This is a genomic window from Rhizobium atlanticum, assembly GCF_030182485.1.
Classification (GTDB): Bacteria; Pseudomonadota; Alphaproteobacteria; order Rhizobiales; family Rhizobiaceae; genus Rhizobium.
In genome coordinates this window covers 21,391-40,728 of sequence record NZ_JAQJCJ010000007.1, presented here as the reverse complement: position 1 = coordinate 40,728, position 19,338 = coordinate 21,391, and the positions used below count along the sequence as shown (strand labels likewise).

The following is a 19,338-nucleotide window of genomic DNA, read 5'->3' as shown; positions in this document are numbered from 1 at the left end:
CCGGCGGCAGAATTGCCGCACGTATCGTGCTGCGGCCCTTGCCAATACGGCAAAGGCCGGAGCACTGGAGGCAATCAACGGCGTTCCCGTTTGCGACGCCAGGGTGCGTCCTTCTGCCAGTCGCCGGCCATGATGCTTCCATACGGAACGACCTCGTCGACCACCTCGGCCAGACCGTAGTGCTCAATCTGCGCACGCACATTGGCGGCGGACTTGTAGGCGCTCGGCAGTTCCGAGACGTCGGCAAAGCCCGAGAAGAAGCGAACGTCCAGACCCGCCGTCTCCTTTTCCATGATCGCCGCCATGTTGTTCGGGCTCAAGCCGCGGGCATCCGCGCCATATTCTTCCGCCAGGCGCCTGATATGGGCGCTGCGCGAGAAATTACGGCCGGCGCCGTGTGGCGAGAAGCCGAGGCCATGGACGGCGTTGGAGCCGCGGACGATCAGGATCGGTTCCGCCATGTTCAGCGGAATGATCGTCAGATCGGTGGCATCCTCAGCCCATTTGTCGAAGGCCGGCGTCGCTCCCTTGCCGTGATAGAAGAGGCCGTCCGATTTCCGGAAAACGAAATTGTGCTCGTTCCAGAAACGATCGGCCACCTTCGCCGAGAGTGCCTTTGCCGCCATGTCATGCACGACATAATGGTTTTCCCTCGTCCACTGCCGGATGGCCTGCAGAGCCGACCAGTAGAGGTCGCCCTCTTCGGTGTCGGCGGGAATCCATGCATTGTCCCGCAGGGTTTCCGGCGAGATCTGCTCGCGAAAGCGGTTCGCGGCCTTCATGCCCTTGTCGTAGAGCCGGGCACCCGGTGCACGCGACCCGTGATGGGTGACGAGCGCGGTCTCGCCGGTCGATTTTATCGTTCCGACAAAAGCGAAATGATTGCCGTCGCCCTGCGTGCCGAAATGTTCGATGCCGGCGCTCAGCGCCCCGTCCCGCAGGAACGGGTTCTGCTGGAAGGCAGACAGTGTCGCTTCGGAAGGCTTGATCTGCGCACCGCGCGGGCGGCCACCAGGCCCGAAATGCGTTACCTCATGCACGGCGTCGAGAAGCGATTTCGGATCGACATCCGGAAAGATCGAGATTGCCATGGAGCAGCAGATGTCAGCTGAGTGCATCCCCGGATGGATCGCCTCGGATGCCACGACACCGCCAACCGGAATGGTGCCGACCGGCCCGGCCGGGCAGGCGTCCGGCATGATCGCCGCAGCCCGCACGACCGGCGTGCGCACCAGCGCCCGCATCGTAGCATTGACCTTTTCGACATTGTCCTGCTCGAAGGCGTTCTCGGCGCGGATATTGGAATAGATCTCGATATCGTTATCCGATCTCAGGGCGAGCGTCGGCCCCGGCTGAAAAGCCCTTGCTGCTTCAAGCGCCTCCGCGGCCGAACCGCCCTGGCTCAAAACCCTGTTGGCCGCATCGAGAGCCGGACGAAACCACTTGCCCTGGCTCATGCCTGCGTCGATCAGATCCTGTCCGCTCATTATCTCGGTCATCTTCTTTTCTGCGTCTGCAGTCCTTCTTCTTGGTTACGTTTCATGCTCGCCTGGGCAACGATTTTCCCGGACGCCAGGCATTTTTGCAGCGGCGACAAAGGTGGACGAAACCGAGTGGCCCCGCTCGTGCCAGAGAGCGCTGCCGGGACAGGAGTCGAACCTGTCAGGCCACCTCGATACGGAGGCTGTAGTTTCGTCCGGCATTCGCCGCTGCAATTCTCGTCATGGCGACAAGTCCTGAGGAAACATCTTGCGCATCCTTCTCCCTTTCGGGATTCGGGCGACAAGGCGGGCCTTGAACCCGCGCCCGGGATTACCGATGTAGTTTTCCCGGCATTCGCCATGTCTTTAACATGTCTTTCGATTGGTCCGTGACGACGAGATGTGGTGGAACACCCGCTCTATCCGCTGAGCTACGGGTCCTTGTTTTTTGGGGGACCCGACGGGATTCGAACCCGCGACCTGGAGAGTGACAGTCTGTAGTTCCATCCGGCATTCGTCACGGTGCCTCGCGCCGTTCACTGGCGGCGCGAAGCAATTTCAAAGATCGGTCGCCTCGATCCTGCGAACCCATTCGCCCGGGCCGGATTTGCCGGCTGCGAAGCTGGTGATGGCTCCGTAGACGGCATCCGAGAAGCCGCCGATATTCAGCACGTCCTCTCCCGCTGCCGGCGTCTGGACGTAGGGCTGGATGTCGAGGCAGACCAGCTTCGCCGCCGGGTTCAGCCTCTTGATCCGCGCCCATTCAGCCATCATCGCGGTCGCTTGGCCGTGCCCCCGCGCATCCATCCAGGACTGGTTGTCCGAGACGAAGAGCACGAGGTCGACCGCCGCCTTCTCCTTTGCCAGCAGCCGCAGCGGCGCGGAGCAGTTCGTTCCGCCGCCGCCGACTGCCGCGAGCTTCGCCGCATTGGTCATCACGCTGTCACGCCCGTTCAGCTGGACGTTCACGACGTCCTGTTCGAACGGGATGATACGCGTCTGCCGGTTACGCCGCAGGAACGACGCAGCCACGAGTGCTGCGACATCGATGCAGCGGACGGTTGATGTCGCGCCCTTTCGGTAGCCGGTGACGGGGGACGACATGGAGCCGGAGACATCCGGGCAGACCACGACATTCCCGCCGATCGTCGGCACGCTGGAGACTGCCACCTCCATCGCATCCTGCAGAGCATCCGCAACGACAGCCGGAACCGACCGGTTCGCCATATGCCACGCCACCATCAACTGGTAGGGGAAGACACGCGCCTTGCGCACCGCTTCCGGATCGGCGATCCGCGCAGCAAGCCGTGCGGCCATGCCATCCACCTCGAACACGCCGTTTCGAGCAAAGGTGTTGAGGTTCTGGCGCACCATCTGCCACGAGCCCTTCAAGGCGATTTCCGACCACTGCTCCCTGCTCAGACCAAGCGAGGTCAGCATCTGGAACGGTACGGGCGGCAGCGGCAAGCCGTTATTGCGCTTGAATGCTTCGAACGCCTTTACCTCCGCCGGCAATGCGGCGACGTCATACGGCTTGCCGATCGCCCAGGCGTAGAGCGCACGACGTTCCGCGTCTCGCGGCTTCGGATGTACCATCCGGATCACATCCGGCAGCGACGGATCATTGCCGACCATCGCATGCAGAAACTGTTCCGTCGTCACCCGGTCGAACCAGGCCTGCACCATCTTCTTCGGCCGCGATCCGAGCGATTTCCGGCCAGTCACACCCGACCGCATGACCTGCACGAAGCCGCGCAACATCTTGCCGCTCTTCACGACACGCGGAAACGCCCGCGCAAAGGCATCGCTTTCGAGGCCCGAAAGCATCGCCAGCAGCATGACCGGCATGTCCTTCATATGGCCCTTCTCCGCCGCGTAGACCGCAAGCTTTGCCAGGAATTCCGGCTCGACCTCCGCGCCAAGGCGCATCACGGCATCGAGCTGTTCCCCGGCATCCGCATAGAACGTGTCGCCGAATGTTCCGGTGACGGCATATTGCGCCAGGGCTTCACGCGGCGAGAGAGCATAGGCTGCTGCGCCTTCGTGGTTGGTCGTCGTCGTGCCGGCGAGCAGCTTTCCGAAATAGGATCTGAAGATTGCCTTGTTCACCATGGCAGCACCTCTTTGATTTGGTTCTGCCGAATACAATTCAAGTGGCGTGCCAGTCTGTAAAATCCGCGACAAGTTTCCGCGAAATAGATCATAAACTATTGATTTCAAACATAAAAATTTATAAGAGAATTTCTGCCTTGCAAATTGCCAAGTTCGAGAAGGCGGAATAGTCTATCTGGTAATATAGGGATTTTATAATTTTGGATAAATGATGAAGCGCCGAGTCGCCATCAGCATTCTTGGAACGACTCTCGACGTGGGCCGGCGGGAAGACCGATGGACGCGCTGGCGGCCGAACGTCGGCCTTTGCCAACAGGCCGGTCTTTTTATCGATCGGCTGGAATTGATCCACGACAGCCATTCCGACTGGCTGGCCAAGACTGTGATCAGGGATATCGAGACGATTTCGCCCGCGACGGAGGTTCGCCAGCGCATCATCAATCTGCGGGACCCCTGGGACTTTTCCGAAGTCTATACGAGCCTCAGGGATTTTGCCCGGGACTACAGTTTCGATCCCGAGGCCGAAGACTATTTCGTCAACATCACCACCGGCACCCATGTCGCCCAGATCTGCTGGTTCCTCCTGACCGAAGCGCGCATCATCCCCGGCAGGTTGCTGCAGCTCTCTCCGCCGCGCGAGCGCGAGCCGGGACAGGATTTCGCGGGAACCCATCGCATCATCGATCTTGATCTCTCGCGCTATGACGAAATCGCCAAGCGCTTCGCATCCGAACAGGCCGATGCCGCCTCATTTCTGAAATCCGGTATTTCGACGCGAAACCCCGCCTTCAACCGCATGATCGACGAGATCGAGCGCGTTGTGATCCGTTCTACCGCACCCGTCTTGCTGACCGGCCCGACCGGCGCGGGAAAATCGCAGCTTGCCAAGCGCATCTACGAACTCAAGAGGGTCGAGCGAAAAGTCAGCGGTCCGTTCGTTGAGGTCAACTGCGCAACGCTCCGCGGCGATCACGCCATGTCGGCGCTTTTCGGCCATGTCAAAGGCGCCTTTACGGGCGCGGCAGGCGAACGGCCCGGCCTGCTGAAGTCGGCGGACAAGGGTGTGCTCTTTCTCGATGAGATCGGCGAACTCGGCCTGGATGAACAGGCCATGTGCCTGCGGGCGATCGAGGAGAAGCGCTTCCTGCCGGTCGGCGCGGACCGTGAAGTTTCCGCCGACTTCCAGCTTCTGGCGGGTACCAATCGCGATCTCGGTGAAGCCGTCCACCAGGGTCAATTCCGCGAAGATCTCTTTGCCCGGCTCAATCTATGGACTTTCCAGCTGCCGGCTTTGCGCGAGCGCAAGGAGGATATCGAGCCCAATCTCGATTTCGAACTTCGACGTTTCCTCGATCGTGAAGGGCAGAATGTGACCTTCAACAAGGAGGCTCGAAGCCGCTATCTCACGTTTGCGACCGGCCCCGATGCTCTCTGGAGCGCGAACTTCCGCGACTTGTCCGCCTCCGTGACGCGCATGGCAACACTCGCGCCTCAAGGCCGAATCACTGTCGAGGTAGTCGACGACGAGATTCGACGCCTAAAGGCCGCCTGGCGCGGCTCCTCGGGACGCCGGTCATCCGACGACATCCTCATCGATCTGCTCGGCGAGGACGCCGTTAACAGCCTCGATCGTTTCGACGCCGTTCAACTCGCCGCCGTTGTTGGCACCTGCCAGGAGCATGTCAGCGCCAGTGCCGCGGGCCGGGCACTGTTTGCAAACTCGCGACTGGAAAAAAAGAGCAGCAACGACGCCGATCGGCTTGCCAAATATCTCGCGCGCTTTGATCTGAAATTCGAAGACGTAAGAAAATCCCGCTAGGCGGCGTCTCCTCATCAGCACCTGGCCCTTGCGAACCATCGCCAACCGGACGTTGGAAGGCTGCCACTTGGGTCCGTTCCGTACCTGTGTCTTCAGGATGTGTAAGAGAAAAACTGGAGCGGGCGAAGGGATTCGAACCCTCGACCCCAACCTTGGCAAGGTTGTGCTCTACCCCTGAGCTACACCCGCTCAATCCGCATCGGTCCGGGGTAGTCGTTGGACCGTGGGCGCCGCCTCGTGGCGACGGGCGCTATATGGCCTAACGGATTTTCAAATGCAACAGGGAAATGACGGAGAAGCGAAGAAAAATTTCGGTGTCCGGCGAGGCAGAGCGTAAAGGCCGCAAAACTGGGGGCAGAGCGTCGGTTGCGAAGATTGCCAAATATTGTGGACGGACTTAATCAGGACGCCTCGACTTTTCCTTATCTCCGTTCGATGGATTGCCCGATGTCCGATAATACCCCCAAGACAAGAGAAGAATTGATCGCCTTCCTCGACGGGCTCGGCATCGCCCATAAGACAGTGGATCATGCGCCTGTTTTCACCGTGGCCGAATCAGTTGCGTTGCGCGACGCCATCCCCGGCGGCCACACGAAGAATCTTTTCATCAAGGACAAGAAGGACAGGTATTTCCTGCTGACGGTGGAGGAGAATGCCGAGGTCGACCTCAAGCAGGTTCACACCATTATTGGCGGGTCCGGCCGGGTCTCCTTCGGCAGAGCGGAGAAGCTGATGGAGTATCTCGGTGTCATTCCGGGAGCGGTCACTGCCTTCGGCGCGATCAACGACATCGGCGGAAACGTCACTTTCGTGCTCGATGCCGATCTGATGGCCGAGGAAATCATCAACTGCCATCCGCTCTCCAACGATGCGACAACATCGATTGCGAGCGGCGACCTCATCCGTTTCATGGAAGCGACCGGACATAAGCCGCTTGTCTTGAAAGTGACGTCCTGACATACGATTTTAGCGCTACAATGACGCCGGCAGGATCGGCGCGGCGGGAGATACCTATGAGCGGCAGCAACAACCCCTATAACGGTTCCTTCGGAAATCAGATGTCGGCGACGGCAAGCTTCGGCGCTCAGCCGGAAGCGGCGGCTGCGGCCGGCAGCTATATCAGCGACACGACGACTGCGAATTTCGGCAAGGACGTCATTGAGGCGTCGCGCAAACAGCCGGTGCTGGTCGATTTCTGGGCGCCGTGGTGCGGTCCCTGCAAGCAGCTGACGCCGGTCCTGGAGAAGGTGGTCAATGAGGCCAAGGGCCGCGTTCGACTGGTCAAGATGAACATCGACGACCATCCCTCGATTGCCGGTCAGCTCGGAATCCAGTCGATCCCCGCCGTCATTGCCTTCGTCAACGGCCGTCCGGCTGACGGCTTCATGGGTGCGGTGCCGGAAAGTCAGATCACTCAGTTCATCGACCGTATTGCCGGGCCTGCCGGTGCCGATGAGGCGGCCGAAATCGAAGCCGTGCTGACGGAAGCGGCGGAGCTGCTCGCTGTTGGCAACGTCAACGAGGCGGCGCAGCTTTACGGCGCGGTCATGCAGGCCGATCCGGAGAATGCCAAGGCGCTTGCCGGCATGGCCGAATGCATGATCGCCGCAAACCAGCATCAGCGGGCCCGCGAAACGCTGACTGATCTGCCCGAGGAGCTTGCGAAGGACGCCGGCATCCAGGCGGTGCTGAAGAAGCTCGACCAGATCGAGGAGGCGCGCAAGCTCGGCGATCCCGTCGCGCTCGAGCAGGAACTGGCGACGAATCCCGACAATCACGAGGCGCGGCTGAAGCTCGCCAAGATCCTCAATGTCGAAGGCCGGCGCGAGGAAGCCGCCGAACATCTGCTTCTCATCATGCGCAAGGATCGCGCCTTCGACGATGACGGCGCCCGCCGGCAACTGCTGCAGTTCTTCGAAGTCTGGGGTTTCAAGGATCCGGCGACGGTTGCCGCGCGGCGCAAGCTTTCGGCAATGCTGTTCTCTTAAGATGAACATCCGCCCTTGCGTTTTCGGGCGGGGGCACCACATTCTCGTCAGGACGGGCGCGCCCGTCCACCAGAATGCGGGACGGTTTCATGCAAGTCGGTAATGCCAGATACCTGAAGCCGGGCGATCTGCCTGATGCGATCGCCGTCTTCCCTCTGACCGGGGCCCTCCTCCTGCCCGCCGGGCAGCTTCCCCTCAACATCTTCGAGCCGCGTTATCTGGCGATGCTGGATGCAGCCCTTGCCGGAAACCGGCTGATCGGCATGGTCCAGCCGGCACTCGGCGAACATGAGGACAAGGGCGGCGAGCACAACCTTGCCGCCGTCGGCTGCCTCGGTCGCATCACCTCCTTTGCCGAGACCGGCGACGGGCGCTATATCGTGTCGCTGACCGGCGTCTGCCGCTTCCGGCTCCTGGAGGAGAAGGTGACCAGCGATCCCTTCCGCACCTTCCGCATCGCGCCCTTCATTGCCGATCTCTCGGCCGAGAACGAGGAGGAGGCGGTCGACCGTACGGCGCTTCTGACCGCTTTTAAGGCCTATCTCGATGCCAATAAGCTGGAGGCCGACTGGGAGAGCGTCGAGCGGGCCAGCAACCTGACGCTCGTCAATTCACTTGCCATGATGTCGCCGTTCGGGCCGGCTGAAAAACAGGCGCTCCTGGAGGCGCCGGACCTGAAGACGCGGGCCGAGACGCTGATCGCCATTACCGAAATCGTGCTGGCGCGGGTCTTCGGTGACTCCGATACGGTTCTGCAGTAAACTGCGGTCATGGACGAAAAACTGAGCCGCGTCGATCCGAAACTGCTGGAACTCCTGGTCTGTCCGCTCTCCAAGGGCCGGCTTTCCTATGATCGCGATCACAATGAGCTCGTCTCGGAAAAGGCGCAGCTTGCCTATCCGATCCGCGACGGCATTCCGATCATGCTGGTGTCCGAGGCCCGCCGCCTCGACGAATAGCCTCTCCGAATTCGGCTAAATCGTCTGGCCGGCTAACAGCCGCGGATTATCCTTTGCCGCTGTTCCGGCCGCCTGGCTGATGAAGAAGGATTTGAGGCGCGGCAGCCGGTCGACGATGCCGAGACCGACATCGCGGGCGATGCGGATCGGCATTGCGTCGTTGGAGAAGAGCCGGTTCAGCACGTCGGTCGTCACGCCCATACGGAAGGTGTCGAAGCGCCGCCAGGTCTGGTAGCGCTCAAGGATGTTGATCGAGCCGATATCGAGACCGAGGCGGTCGGCCTCGACGATCGTTTCGGCGAGCGCCGCCACGTCCTTGAAGCCGAGATTGAGCCCCTGTCCCGAGATTGGATGGATGCCGTGGGCGGCGTCGCCGGCCAGCGCCAGACGTGGAGCGACGAAGGCGCGGGCAAGCGTCAGGCCGAGCGGAAAGGCGCGTTTGTCGCCGATGACCTTGAGCGCCCCGAGCTTGTGGCCGAAGCGGCGTTCCAGTTCCTCCTCGAAGATCAGATCGTCGGCGGCGACCAGCCTGTCGGCATCATGCGTGCGTTCCGTCCAGACGAGCGAGGAGCGGTTGTTCCGGAGCGGCAGGATGGCGAATGGGCCGGCCGGCAGAAAATGCTCTTCGGCACAGCCGTCATGCGGCCGCTCATGTTCGACGGTCGCGACAATGCCGGACTGCCCGTAGTCCCAGGTGACGGTCCTGATGCCGGCGAGATCGCGCAGCCTTGAGCGCACGCCGTCGCAGGCAACCACCAGCCGGGATTCCAGCGTGCTGCCGTCCGAAAGCGTGACGTCGGCATGGCTGTCGTGGGATTTGAATTCGGTCGCCCCAAGCCCGTGGCGGATGTCGATGCCGAGCCGCTCGCAGAGATCGCGCAGTGCTGCCACCATGGCAACGTTCGGGATCATGTGTGCGAAGGGCCGGCCTTCCTCCACTTCGCCGTCGAACGTCAGGAATACAGGACGGACCGGATCGGAGGTCCGGGAATCGGTGACGATCATCTTGGTGATCGGCTGCGCTTCAGGCTCTATCTCGTTCCAGATGCCGAAGACTTCGAGCATCTTTGAGGCCGCCGCGATGATGGCTGAAGCGCGCGTATCGTTTTTCCAGACATGCTCGGGGGCGGCCTCCACGACCGCGACGTTCAGATGTGGCGCTGCCTGCTTGACCGCGACCGCCGCAGAAAGGCCGACATACCCCCCGCCCACAACCAGCATATCCAGCATCGCGCCGCTCCCGTACCTTGTGCCTCAGATGTGATCTATATAGATCATCGCAACTTCACTTCCTACCGCGGGGAGGCATACAAAATGACGCGCGAGACGAGCGAACCTTCGGCGATGGAGAGGCTGCTTGCGACGCTCGATCTGGAGCCGATCGAGGTCGATATCTTCCGCGGCCGCAGTCCGCAGGCCGGCTGGCAGCGGGTCTTCGGCGGCCAAGTCATCGGCCAGGCGCTGATGGCGGCACAGCGCACCATCGGGGCCGAGCGCCTCGTCCATTCGCTGCACGCTTATTTCATGCGCCCCGGCGATCCCTCGGTACCGATCATCTACCAGGTGGAGCGCATCCGCGACGGATCGAGCTTCAACACCCGGCGCGTCGTCGCTATCCAGCACGGCAAGGCAATCTTCGCGCTGTCGGCTTCTTTCCAGGTCGAGGAAGCGGGCTTCGACCACCAGATCGCCATGCCCGAGGTGGCGGTGCCCGAAGAGCTGCTTGGCGAGCAGCAGATCAAGGAGCAATATCTCGCGCATGCACCGGAAGCGATCCGGAAATATTGGGAGCGCGAGCGGCCGATCGAGATCCGTCCCGTCTCGCTGACCCATTATTTTTCCGACAGGAAGCTCGATCCCCGGCAGGACGTCTGGGTGCGCGCCACCGGTCCGGTTCCCGATGACCGGCTCTATCAGGCGGCAGTGCTTGCCTATCTCTCAGACATGACGCTGCTCGATACGTCGCTTTATGCCCACGGAACGTCCATCTTCGACCAGAGCCTGCAGGTGGCAAGTCTCGATCACTCCATGTGGTTCCACCGACCCTGCAAACTCGACGACTGGCTGCTCTATACGCAGGACAGCCCCTCGGCTTCGGGCGGCAGGGGATTAACCCGCGGGAGCCTGTTCACCCGGACAGGTGTGCTGATCGCATCGGTCGCGCAAGAAGGATTGATTCGGAAAAAGGCAAATGAATAAATAACAGGCATATTTGCAGATTTGCGCATTATTTGTGCGCTTATTGCTCGGTCAATTGCCTGTTTATTGGCATTCCCAATTATAACATTTATTTTTCAATAAGTTAACTTCGGCTTCGAATCTGGCACGTCCTTTGAATGTATATCGCCGGTCGCTGTTCAGGAACGTCAGCGGCAAGGAGAGTCGGCTCCGCGCCGAGGATAACGAAGGATGGGAAACCAGATGAAAATTGTGATGGCTATTATCAAGCCGTTCAAGCTCGATGAGGTCCGCGAAGCCCTTACGGCGATCGGCATTCAGGGCCTGACCGTAACCGAAGTGAAGGGCTACGGGCGCCAGAAGGGGCATACCGAAATCTATCGCGGCACCGAATATGCGGTCAGCTTCCTGCCGAAGCTTAAGATCGAAATCGCGGTTGCATCGGAACTTGTCGACAGGGCGGTTGAAGCCATCGCGGCGTCGGCCAAGACCGGCCAGATCGGTGACGGCAAGATTTTCGTCTATTCGATCGACCATGCCGTGCGCATCCGTACGGGCGAAACCGATTCAGAAGCGCTGTAAGAACGGCAGATCAAGGAGCCTTTTCCAATGTCAATCTCGAAGTTTTCTTCCACCTTTGCGCGCGTCGGCGCTGCATCGGCCGCGCTTCTTGCGCCGGCCGTCGCTTTTGCGCAGGAGACTGCCGCGCCAGCTGCTGCCGCCGCTGCTCCTGCCTTCACCATGGACAAGGGTGACAATACCTGGATGCTCGTCTCCTCGGCGCTCGTCCTTCTGATGACCATCCCCGGCCTTGCGCTTTTCTACGGCGGTCTCGTGCGCGCCAAAAACATGCTCTCCGTGCTGATGCAGGTCTTCATGATCACGGCGGTCGTGTCGCTGATCTGGGTGACCTACGGCTATTCGCTCGCCTTTACCGACGGCGGCTCGCTGAACAGCTTCATCGGCGGCTTCTCCAAGGCCTTCCTCGCCGGCGTCAACACATCGTCGCTCGCCGAAACCTTCTCGAAGGGCGTCGCGATTCCGGAATACACCTTCATCGTCTTCCAGATGACCTTCGCCTGCATCACGCCCGGCCTGATCGTCGGCGCCTTCGCCGAACGCGTCAAGTTCTCGGCCGTCATGCTCTTCGTCGTGCTGTGGGTCACCTTCATCTACTTCCCGATGGCGCACATGGTCTGGTTCTGGGGCGGCCCGAGCTCCTACAGCGCACCGGCCGGCCTGATCTTCTCTTACGGCGCAATCGACTTCGCCGGCGGCACGGTCGTTCACATCAATGCCGGTATCGCCGGCCTTGTCGGCGCCATCATGCTCGGCAAGCGCACGGGCTATAAGAAGGAAATCATGGCACCGCATTCGATGACGCTGACCATGGTCGGTGCCTCGCTGCTCTGGGTCGGCTGGTTCGGCTTCAATGCTGGCTCCAACCTCGAAGCCAATGGATATGCATCGCTTGCGATGATCAACACCTTCGTCGCGACGGCCGCCGCCGCCGTGTCCTGGTGCATCGTCGAAAGCCTCGCCCGCGGCAAGGCCTCGATGCTCGGCGGCGCTTCCGGTGCCGTCGCCGGTCTCGTCGCCATCACGCCGGCGGCAGGTTTTGCCGGTCCGATGGGCTCGATCGTTCTCGGCCTCGTCGTCTCGCCGATCTGCTACTTCTTCGTCGACGTCGTGAAGAACAAGTTCAACTATGACGACAGCCTCGACGTTTTCGGCGTCCACTGCATCGGTGGCATCATCGGCGCTCTCGGCACCGGCATCCTCGTCAATCCGGCGCTGGGCGGTGCAGGCATTGTCGACTATTCGACGGCTGATTTTGCCGCCACCTATGCCGGCACGGCAACCCAGGTCTTGAACCAGGCGAAGGGCGTGCTCACCACCCTCCTGTGGTCGGGCATCGGTTCGGCGATCCTCTACAAGATCGTCGACGTCGTCATCGGCCTGCGCGTCTCCGTCGAGGCCGAGCGCGAAGGTCTCGACCTGGCGACCCACGGCGAAGCCGCCTATCACTCGTAATCTCGGCTTTGGGCGCCCGCGTGAGGGCGCCCCACACAGCCCGTCGCGGCTCTCACCAAGAGCCGCTCTTGGCCCGAACCTTCCACCGGTTCGGGCCTTTTTATTTTCATCGCCGACATTGGGCACGCCGGAATGCATGGTTAACATCGCTTTAACCCGGCTCTGGTTAGGTAGAGCGGACGCATTTGGCATGGCGAGGCTTCGGCGATTCGCCTGCCCTCAGGCATTGGACGGGTTAGACACATGGCAAGAAGCACGTCGCCGGCAATGGATGGCCGTCCGGATCGGTTCTCCTTCTCGGCATTCATGCTGCGGCAGATCCAGGCACTCATCGGCTTTGCGATCTTTCTGCTGCTGGCGTTCTCAGTTGCGGCGCTGGCGACGTGGAATGTCGCCGATCCGAGCTATTCCTACGCCACTGCCAACCTGCCGACGAATATTCTCGGCTACAGCGGTGCTGCCTTTGCCGATATCGTCATGCAGTTTCTGGGGCTTGCCAGTGTCGTGGCGATGCTGCCGATCGTGGCCTGGGCGCTGACGATGATCTCCGGCCGTCGCTTCGACCGCATTCCCGCCCGCCTCGGCGCCTGGCTTGCCGGCTCCGTGCTTTCCTCCGCCGTCATCGGTTGTTTTCCGCCGCCGCTCACCTGGCCGATCCCGAACGGTATCGGCGGCGTCATCGGCGATATGATTCTGCGTTTTCCCGCACTCTTCGTCGGCGCCTATCCCACAGGGACCTTCGCCATGGTCGTCGGCTGCATTTTTGCCGTGCCGACGGCCTGGATGATGCTCTTTGCATCAGGCCTCGTCGGCCGCAGCGAGACCGATGACGAAATCGAGGACGATTACGTCGAGACAACAAGCAAGGCGCGGGTGGTCGGAGACGAAGATGAGGAAGAGGACGAATCGCGCTGGGTCGCTTTCAGCGGCGCGATGACGCATGCCTGGTTCATGAGCCAGGGCCGGCTGCGCCGGCTGTTCGGCATGGGACCGCGCAAGCGGCGCCAGGGTGATTTCGAATCGCCCTATGATTTCAACGACGATGAATTCGGCACGCTGAACGAACCGGCCCGCGCCAAAGCGCCGGCCGTCCGCGGCGAGCGCCTCGAGCCGTCGATGGAGCCGCGCTCGGCTTCGCTCCGCCGCGTCGCCCCGCCATCGCTTTCCATCGACGATGAGGATGAGGACGACGATCCGCCCTTCGATACCGACATGCCGCCGCGTCCGGCCGACATTCTGCCTGACGACGATGATGACGACTGGATGATCCGTGCGCCGGCAAAAGCCGCCGCCAAGCCGGAGCCTCGCGTCGTCCCGGCGATCACGCGTCCGAAGCCCGGCGCGCGTGTCGAGCGGGAAGCGCAGGGCTCGTTCATTCGTCCCGAGGGATTCCAGCTTCCCTCGATGCATTTGCTCGCCGAGCCCAGGAACGTGGTGCGCGATTCGACACTGTCGGCCGATGCGCTGGAGCAGAATGCCCGCATGCTCGAAGGCGTGCTCGAGGATTTCGGCGTCAAGGGCGAAATCATTCATGTCCGTCCCGGCCCCGTGGTCACGCTGTACGAACTGGAGCCGGCGCCCGGCATCAAATCGTCGCGCGTCATCGGCCTTGCCGACGATATCGCCCGTTCGATGAGCGCCATTGCCGCCCGCGTCGCCGTCGTGCCGGGCCGCAATGCGATCGGTATCGAACTGCCGAACCAGACACGCGAGACCGTCTATCTCCGCGAACTGATCGCGTCGCGGGATTTCGACGGCAGCAAGGCCAAGCTCGCCATGGCGCTCGGCAAGACGATCGGCGGCGAAGCCGTCATCGCCGACCTCGCCAAGATGCCGCATCTGCTCGTCGCCGGCACCACCGGTTCGGGCAAATCGGTCGCCATCAACACGATGATCCTGTCGCTGCTCTACCGCATGACGCCGGAACAGTGCCGGCTGATCATGATCGACCCGAAGATGCTCGAACTCTCCGTCTATGACGGCATTCCGCATCTGCTTTCGCCTGTTGTCACCGATCCGAAGAAGGCCGTCGTCGCGCTGAAATGGACGGTGCGCGAGATGGAAGAGCGCTACAAGAAGATGTCGAAGATCGGCGTGCGCAACATCGACGGCTTCAACACGCGCGTCGAACAGGCCTTGTCGAAGGGTGAGGTGATCTCGCGCACGGTGCAGACCGGCTTCGACCGCCATACCGGCGAAGCCATGTACGAGACCGAGGAATTCGATCTGAAGCCGATGCCCTATATCGTCGTCATCATCGACGAAATGGCCGATCTGATGATGGTCGCCGGCAAGGATATCGAAGGCGCGGTCCAACGCCTGGCGCAAATGGCGCGTGCGGCCGGCATCCACGTGATCATGGCGACCCAGCGCCCTTCGGTCGACGTCATCACCGGCACGATCAAGGCGAACTTCCCGACCCGCATCTCCTTCCAGGTCACCTCGAAGATCGACAGCCGCACGATTCTCGGCGAACAGGGCGCCGAACAGCTGCTCGGCATGGGCGACATGCTCTACATGGCGGGCGGCGGGCGCATCCAGCGCGTCCACGGCCCGTTCGTTTCTGATGTCGAGGTGGAAGAGATCGTCTCCTACCTGAAGACGCAGGGTTCGCCGCAATATCTCGATGCGATCACCGCCGATGACGACGAGGACGGCGACTATGGCGGCGGCGGCCCGGCCGGCACGTCGAACCTTGCGGATTCGGAAGATCCCTATGATCAGGCCGTCGCCATCGTGCTGCGCGACGGCAAGGCTTCGACCTCTTACGTCCAACGCCGACTTGGTATCGGCTATAATAGAGCCGCCTCGCTGATCGAGCGCATGGAGAAGGAAGGCATCATCGGGCCGGCCAACCATGCCGGCAAACGAGAAATCCTCGTTCCGACCGAGGGCGACATCCTCGACCGCTGAGACAAGCGCCATATATTTCTGATGTGGCCGCTTTGGCGGAAACGTAACGGCATCAACGCCGTTGCTTTTCGCGCGCCGATCGCAACGCCTTGAAGACGCCGCCTTTCAGCGGCATGCAGATCGCATTAAGGAGATTTAGATGCGTAACTCCGATTCCTTCCTCTCCGGCCTGGCGATGACGCGCCGCGATCTTCTCGGCGCTTTCGCCGTCGCTGCTATGGCGAGCGCCGTTCCTCTCAGCGCCATCGCGCAGGCGGCAGCGCCCGCCTCCGGCACGGCGCAAGCAATCGCGGATCATTTCTCCGGCGTCACGACGATGCAGGGCGAATTCGTCCAGTTCGGTCCGCGCGGCGAGCAGACCGGCGGTAAGTTCTTCATCCAGCGTCCCGGCAAGCTGCGTTTCAACTACGACGACCCGTCGCCGATGCGGGTGATAGCCGACGGCAAGAATGTCGCCATCGGCAATATGAAGCTCAAGACCTGGGATCTCTATCCGCTCTCGAAGACTCCGCTCAGCCTGCTCCTGGCGCAGCATATCGACCTTTCGGCCGGCATGGTGAAGGGCGTGAAGGAGGAGTCGGACCTGACGACGATCGCGCTCGGCAACAATACCGTGTTCGGAAACTCGACCATCACCATGATGTTCGATCCGAAGACCTATGATCTGCGCCAGTGGACGATCACCGACAACCAGGGCAAGGATACGTCGGTGATGATCTTCAACGTGAAGACGGGCGTGCAGTTCGACGACCGCGTCTTCCGGGTGCCCTACGAGAGCATTCCCGGGACGGCAGCTTCACGCGACTGAGGGTTTTCGGTTGATCGCCTGAAGCCTTTGCACGCTGCCAGTTTCCTCCTGCGTGCCGTTGTTCTAAAGCCCTTCCATGAAAGTGTGAAAGGGCTTGGGCATGGGTTTTTCGATTACGACTTGGAACATCAATTCGGTGCGGCTGCGCATGCCGCTCGTCGAGCAGCTCGTGCTCAAACAGAGGCCTGACATTCTCTGCCTGCAGGAGACCAAGGTGCCGAATGAGCTCTTCCCGGCAGCACCTTTGCGGGCGATGGGCTACGATCACATCATCATCCATGGCCAGAAGGGCTATCACGGGGTCGCAATCGCCTCGCGCATTCCGCTGACGGAGGATCACCGGCAGGATTATTGCGGCGTCGGCGATGCCCGCCACATATCGGCGGTGTTCGAACGCGGCAATCGCCGTGTCCGGCTGCACAATTTCTACGTCCCGGCCGGCGGCGACGAGCCGGATCGCACCATCAATCCGAAATTCGGCCACAAGCTCGATTTCATCGAGGAGATGAAGCTGTTGAAAGCCAATGGCGAGGCCAATACCTCCGCCATCCTCGTCGGCGACCTCAATATCGCGCCGCTGGAGCACGATGTCTGGTCGCACAAGCAGCTGCTGAAGATCGTCAGCCATACGCCTGTTGAAACCGACGGGCTCATCGAGGTGATGAAGCGCGGCGGCTGGCTTGATCTCATGCGCCAGCACGTGCCGGCAAGCGAGAAGCTTTATACCTGGTGGAGCTACCGGGCCAAGGATTGGGAGGCTGCCGATCGTGGCCGTCGCCTCGACCACATCTGGTCGTCTTCCGATCTCGGGCCGCATCTCCAGCGGATCGAGATTCTGAAGGAAGCGCGCGGCTGGGACCGGCCGTCGGATCATGTGCCGGTCACGGCGCATTTCGACTTCTGATGCAGTGGCTTCTTCAGCAGTTCGAAGACACCCAGAAGCTGGCCGAGGCGCTCGACCAGCTCGGTATCTCGTATACATGGCACAAAGTCGTCCCGTTCGTCGGCGAGCTCATCCCCGAGCCGGTCGTCCCGGATCCCGGCTCCGTGGTGATGTTCGGCTCCTATTCACTGTGGAAGAACGCCGAGGCGAAGGGCTACTGGCCGGGTGTATTCAAGCTGCGTCCGTTCGTCCAGGAAAAGGCGTGGCATCCCTATCTCCTGAATGGAGCCGACGCGCTGTTCCTGACGCTCCGAGACATCCCCAGGCGCCTGGCCGATGATGGGAGAGAATGGTTCCTGCGCCCCGTCGGCGACAGCAAGGAAGAGCCCGGCACCGTGAAATCGACGGGCGAGATCGTCCGGATGGCGGAGCGGGTGCTTGCGCTTGACGAAGAGGAAATCCCGGCAGGATCGCTTCGCCATGACACGCTGCTGATGCTCACCAAGCCTGTGCGCATCCTGCGTGAATGGCGTCTCTGGGCCGTCAATGATCGGATTGTCACCTATTCGCTCTACAAGGATGGTTCACGTGTCATCCACCGTTACGAGATCGATGACGATGTGCTGGAGTTCGGGCAGCGCATGGTGGACATCAACCCCGGCTACTCGCCGGCCTATGTCATCGATGTCTGCCGTACCGAAGAGGGACTGAAGCTGCTCGAAACGAACTGCATCAATGCCGCCGGGTTCTACGCTTCAGATCTCGTGAAGCTTGCGGCGGCGATCGACGGCCTCGGCCGCGGCTGAGCTTACGCTCCTGGGCTGCGCTCCATCATTGCCCGGCGCTCTGGCAAGATTCAGCTGAATCGATGGAACTGGCTTGCCGCCTTGGCTGCAAGTTCGGCGAGATTGTCGCGGATGCGGTTTTCGATCAGGCGGGCCGCATCGGGATATTCCTCGAGTAGCCGATGGAAGAGGGCGCGGGTGATGCGGATGATGCTTGTGTCTTCGCGCGCGATCGCGGTGAACTTGCGCTCCACCAGGGTGACCAGCGCCAGCTCCGAAATCAGTGTTCCCGGTCCGGCGACAGCCTCCGCCCGCTGCATGCCGTCGCTGCTCGTCGTGCTGAGTTCCAGGCTGCCGCTCAAGACGACGTAGGCGCTCTCGGCCGGGGAGCCTTGGCGGAACAGCATCTGGCCGGCGGCGATCATGCGCCGGTCGGCGCCGAAGGCGATCAACCGCAACTGGTCCTCGCTCATGTCCTTGAACAGCGGAAGCTGGGAAAGCAGATGAATGTCGTCGGTCAGCGCCATGTCGGCTTTTCGCCTTAGAGCAATTCCAACAGAAGCGCCTGGCGGTTTTGCCAGGAAAAGCGTGAAACGCTTTTGCTGGGAGCTACGTGAAAACAAAGAGTTAGAGCATCTCTGGAGAAAACGGAATGCTCTAGGGTATGATCTTGTAGCCGCCGTTTTCCGTCACCAGAATTTCGGCGTTGGAGGGATCGCGCTCGATCTTCTGGCGCAGCCGGTACACATGGGTTTCCAGCGTGTGCGTGGTTACACCGGAATTGTAGCCCCAGACCTCTTCAAGAAGCACGTCACGGGTGACGACCTTCTGTTCGGCGCGGTAGAGATAGCGGATTATCGCCGCTTCCTTTTCCGTCAGGCGGATCTTCTGGCCGTTGTCGGTGGTGAGCAATTTCTGGCTTGGCTTGAAGAGGTAAGGACCGACGGTAAAGGTCGCGTCTTCGCTCTGCTCGTGCTGGCGCAATTGCACGCGAATGCGCGCCAGCAGCACAGCGAAGCGGAAGGGCTTGGTGACATAATCGTTGGCGCCTGCTTCAAGGCCGAGGATCGTGTCCGAATCGGTATCGTGACCGGTGAGCATAATGATCGGCGCCTTGAAGCCGCCCTTGCGCAGGAGCTTCACCGCTTCGCGGCCGTCCATATCGGGCAGGCCGACATCCATGATCAAGAGGTCGACCGGCGTCGAACGGGCGGTCGCAACACCTTTGCCGGCGTTGGCTTCCTGCAGAACCGTGAATTCCTCATAAAGCGACAATTGCTCCGTCAGGGTCTGACGAAGGTCCTCGTCGTCATCCACCAGAAGAATGGTGCGTGCGGTCATGCCGTTGCGTCCTCAAAGTTAAGTCCCCTAGTCCTAC

Annotated in this window: 17 protein-coding genes and 1 tRNA gene; 12 read left to right on the top strand and 6 right to left on the bottom strand. The window is 61.3% G+C overall.

Features of this window, described 5'->3' with window-relative positions; all coding sequences use genetic code 11:
* Window positions 1–74: 74 nt before the first annotated feature.
* Window positions 75–1,487, bottom strand: a complete 1,413-nt coding sequence (locus PH551_RS12110; protein ID WP_285193325.1) for an RtcB family protein — start codon at window positions 1,485–1,487, stop codon at window positions 75–77.
* 552 nt (window positions 1,488–2,039) lie between these two features.
* On the bottom strand, window positions 2,040–3,593 hold the full coding sequence (locus tag PH551_RS12105) for an RNA-binding protein (RefSeq protein WP_285193176.1): 1,554 nt from the start codon (window positions 3,591–3,593) through the stop codon (window positions 2,040–2,042).
* A 211-nt stretch (window positions 3,594–3,804) separates the two neighbouring features.
* Between PH551_RS12105 and rtcR the strand changes: the two genes are divergently transcribed.
* The gene (gene rtcR, locus PH551_RS12100; RefSeq protein ID WP_285193175.1) at window positions 3,805–5,412 is read left to right on the top strand and encodes an RNA repair transcriptional activator RtcR; all 1,608 of its coding nucleotides are present in this window, start codon (window positions 3,805–3,807) and stop codon (window positions 5,410–5,412) included.
* A 114-nt stretch (window positions 5,413–5,526) separates the two neighbouring features.
* Here rtcR and PH551_RS12095 read toward each other — a convergent pair.
* Window positions 5,527–5,601 (bottom strand) — tRNA-Gly (locus PH551_RS12095).
* Window positions 5,602–5,859: 258 nt separating this feature from the next.
* On the opposite strand from PH551_RS12095, the gene PH551_RS12090 reads away from it, so the two are divergent.
* From PH551_RS12090 to PH551_RS12075, 4 genes are all read left to right on the top strand, one after another.
* Complete coding sequence (locus PH551_RS12090; RefSeq protein WP_285193174.1) at window positions 5,860–6,369, top strand: prolyl-tRNA synthetase associated domain-containing protein; 510 nt, start codon at window positions 5,860–5,862, stop codon at window positions 6,367–6,369.
* 56 nt (window positions 6,370–6,425) lie between these two features.
* Entirely contained in the window at window positions 6,426–7,400 is a 975-nt protein-coding gene (gene trxA / locus PH551_RS12085) for a thioredoxin (protein ID WP_285193173.1), read from the top strand.
* A 74-nt stretch (window positions 7,401–7,474) separates the two neighbouring features.
* On the top strand, window positions 7,475–8,161 hold the full coding sequence (locus PH551_RS12080) for an LON peptidase substrate-binding domain-containing protein (protein WP_176536246.1): 687 nt from the start codon (window positions 7,475–7,477) through the stop codon (window positions 8,159–8,161).
* Between the two features lie 9 nt (window positions 8,162–8,170).
* A complete protein-coding gene (locus PH551_RS12075; protein WP_285193172.1) occupies window positions 8,171–8,359 on the top strand; it encodes a Trm112 family protein in 189 nt (62 codons plus the stop codon).
* A 15-nt stretch (window positions 8,360–8,374) separates the two neighbouring features.
* On the opposite strand, the gene PH551_RS12070 is transcribed toward PH551_RS12075, so the two are convergent.
* Window positions 8,375–9,589 carry a ubiquinone biosynthesis hydroxylase gene (locus tag PH551_RS12070; RefSeq protein WP_285193171.1) on the bottom strand — a complete coding sequence of 405 codons (1,215 nt, stop codon included), beginning with the start codon at window positions 9,587–9,589 and terminating at the stop codon, window positions 8,375–8,377.
* A gap of 84 nt (window positions 9,590–9,673) precedes the next feature.
* Between PH551_RS12070 and tesB the strand changes: the two genes are divergently transcribed.
* The 7 genes from tesB (at window position 9,674) to PH551_RS12035 (ending at window position 17,981) form a co-directional block, all read left to right on the top strand.
* Window positions 9,674–10,558, top strand: coding sequence for an acyl-CoA thioesterase II (gene tesB / locus PH551_RS12065; RefSeq protein WP_285193170.1), 885 nt, complete (start codon window positions 9,674–9,676; stop codon window positions 10,556–10,558).
* 210 nt (window positions 10,559–10,768) lie between these two features.
* Window positions 10,769–11,119 (top strand): P-II family nitrogen regulator, encoded by a 351-nt coding sequence (locus PH551_RS12060; RefSeq protein WP_003543684.1) that lies wholly within the window; start codon window positions 10,769–10,771, stop codon window positions 11,117–11,119.
* A gap of 27 nt (window positions 11,120–11,146) precedes the next feature.
* The gene (locus PH551_RS12055) at window positions 11,147–12,571 is read left to right on the top strand and encodes an ammonium transporter (protein ID WP_085779780.1); all 1,425 of its coding nucleotides are present in this window, start codon (window positions 11,147–11,149) and stop codon (window positions 12,569–12,571) included.
* 243 nt (window positions 12,572–12,814) lie between these two features.
* Window positions 12,815–15,484: an FtsK/SpoIIIE family DNA translocase gene (locus PH551_RS12050; RefSeq protein WP_285193168.1), complete on the top strand. Its 2,670-nt coding sequence runs from the start codon at window positions 12,815–12,817 to the stop codon at window positions 15,482–15,484.
* 139 nt (window positions 15,485–15,623) lie between these two features.
* Entirely contained in the window at window positions 15,624–16,292 is a 669-nt protein-coding gene (locus PH551_RS12045) for an outer membrane lipoprotein carrier protein LolA (protein WP_064805551.1), read from the top strand.
* Between the two features lie 100 nt (window positions 16,293–16,392).
* Entirely contained in the window at window positions 16,393–17,196 is an 804-nt protein-coding gene (locus PH551_RS12040) for an exodeoxyribonuclease III (RefSeq protein ID WP_183706499.1), read from the top strand.
* Window positions 17,196–17,981, top strand: a complete 786-nt coding sequence (locus PH551_RS12035) for an ATP-grasp domain-containing protein (protein ID WP_285193167.1) — start codon at window positions 17,196–17,198, stop codon at window positions 17,979–17,981. Before PH551_RS12040 ends, PH551_RS12035 begins: the two co-directional genes overlap by 1 nt.
* Window positions 17,982–18,031: 50 nt before the next feature.
* Here the strand turns inward: PH551_RS12035 and PH551_RS12030 are convergent, their stop codons facing one another.
* Both PH551_RS12030 and PH551_RS12025 read right to left on the bottom strand, forming a co-directional pair.
* Window positions 18,032–18,487 carry a cyclic nucleotide-binding domain-containing protein gene (locus tag PH551_RS12030; protein ID WP_011427160.1) on the bottom strand — a complete coding sequence of 152 codons (456 nt, stop codon included), beginning with the start codon at window positions 18,485–18,487 and terminating at the stop codon, window positions 18,032–18,034.
* 130 nt (window positions 18,488–18,617) lie between these two features.
* The gene (locus tag PH551_RS12025; protein ID WP_011427159.1) at window positions 18,618–19,301 is read right to left on the bottom strand and encodes a response regulator transcription factor; all 684 of its coding nucleotides are present in this window, start codon (window positions 19,299–19,301) and stop codon (window positions 18,618–18,620) included.
* Between the last annotated feature and the right edge of the window lie 37 nt (window positions 19,302–19,338).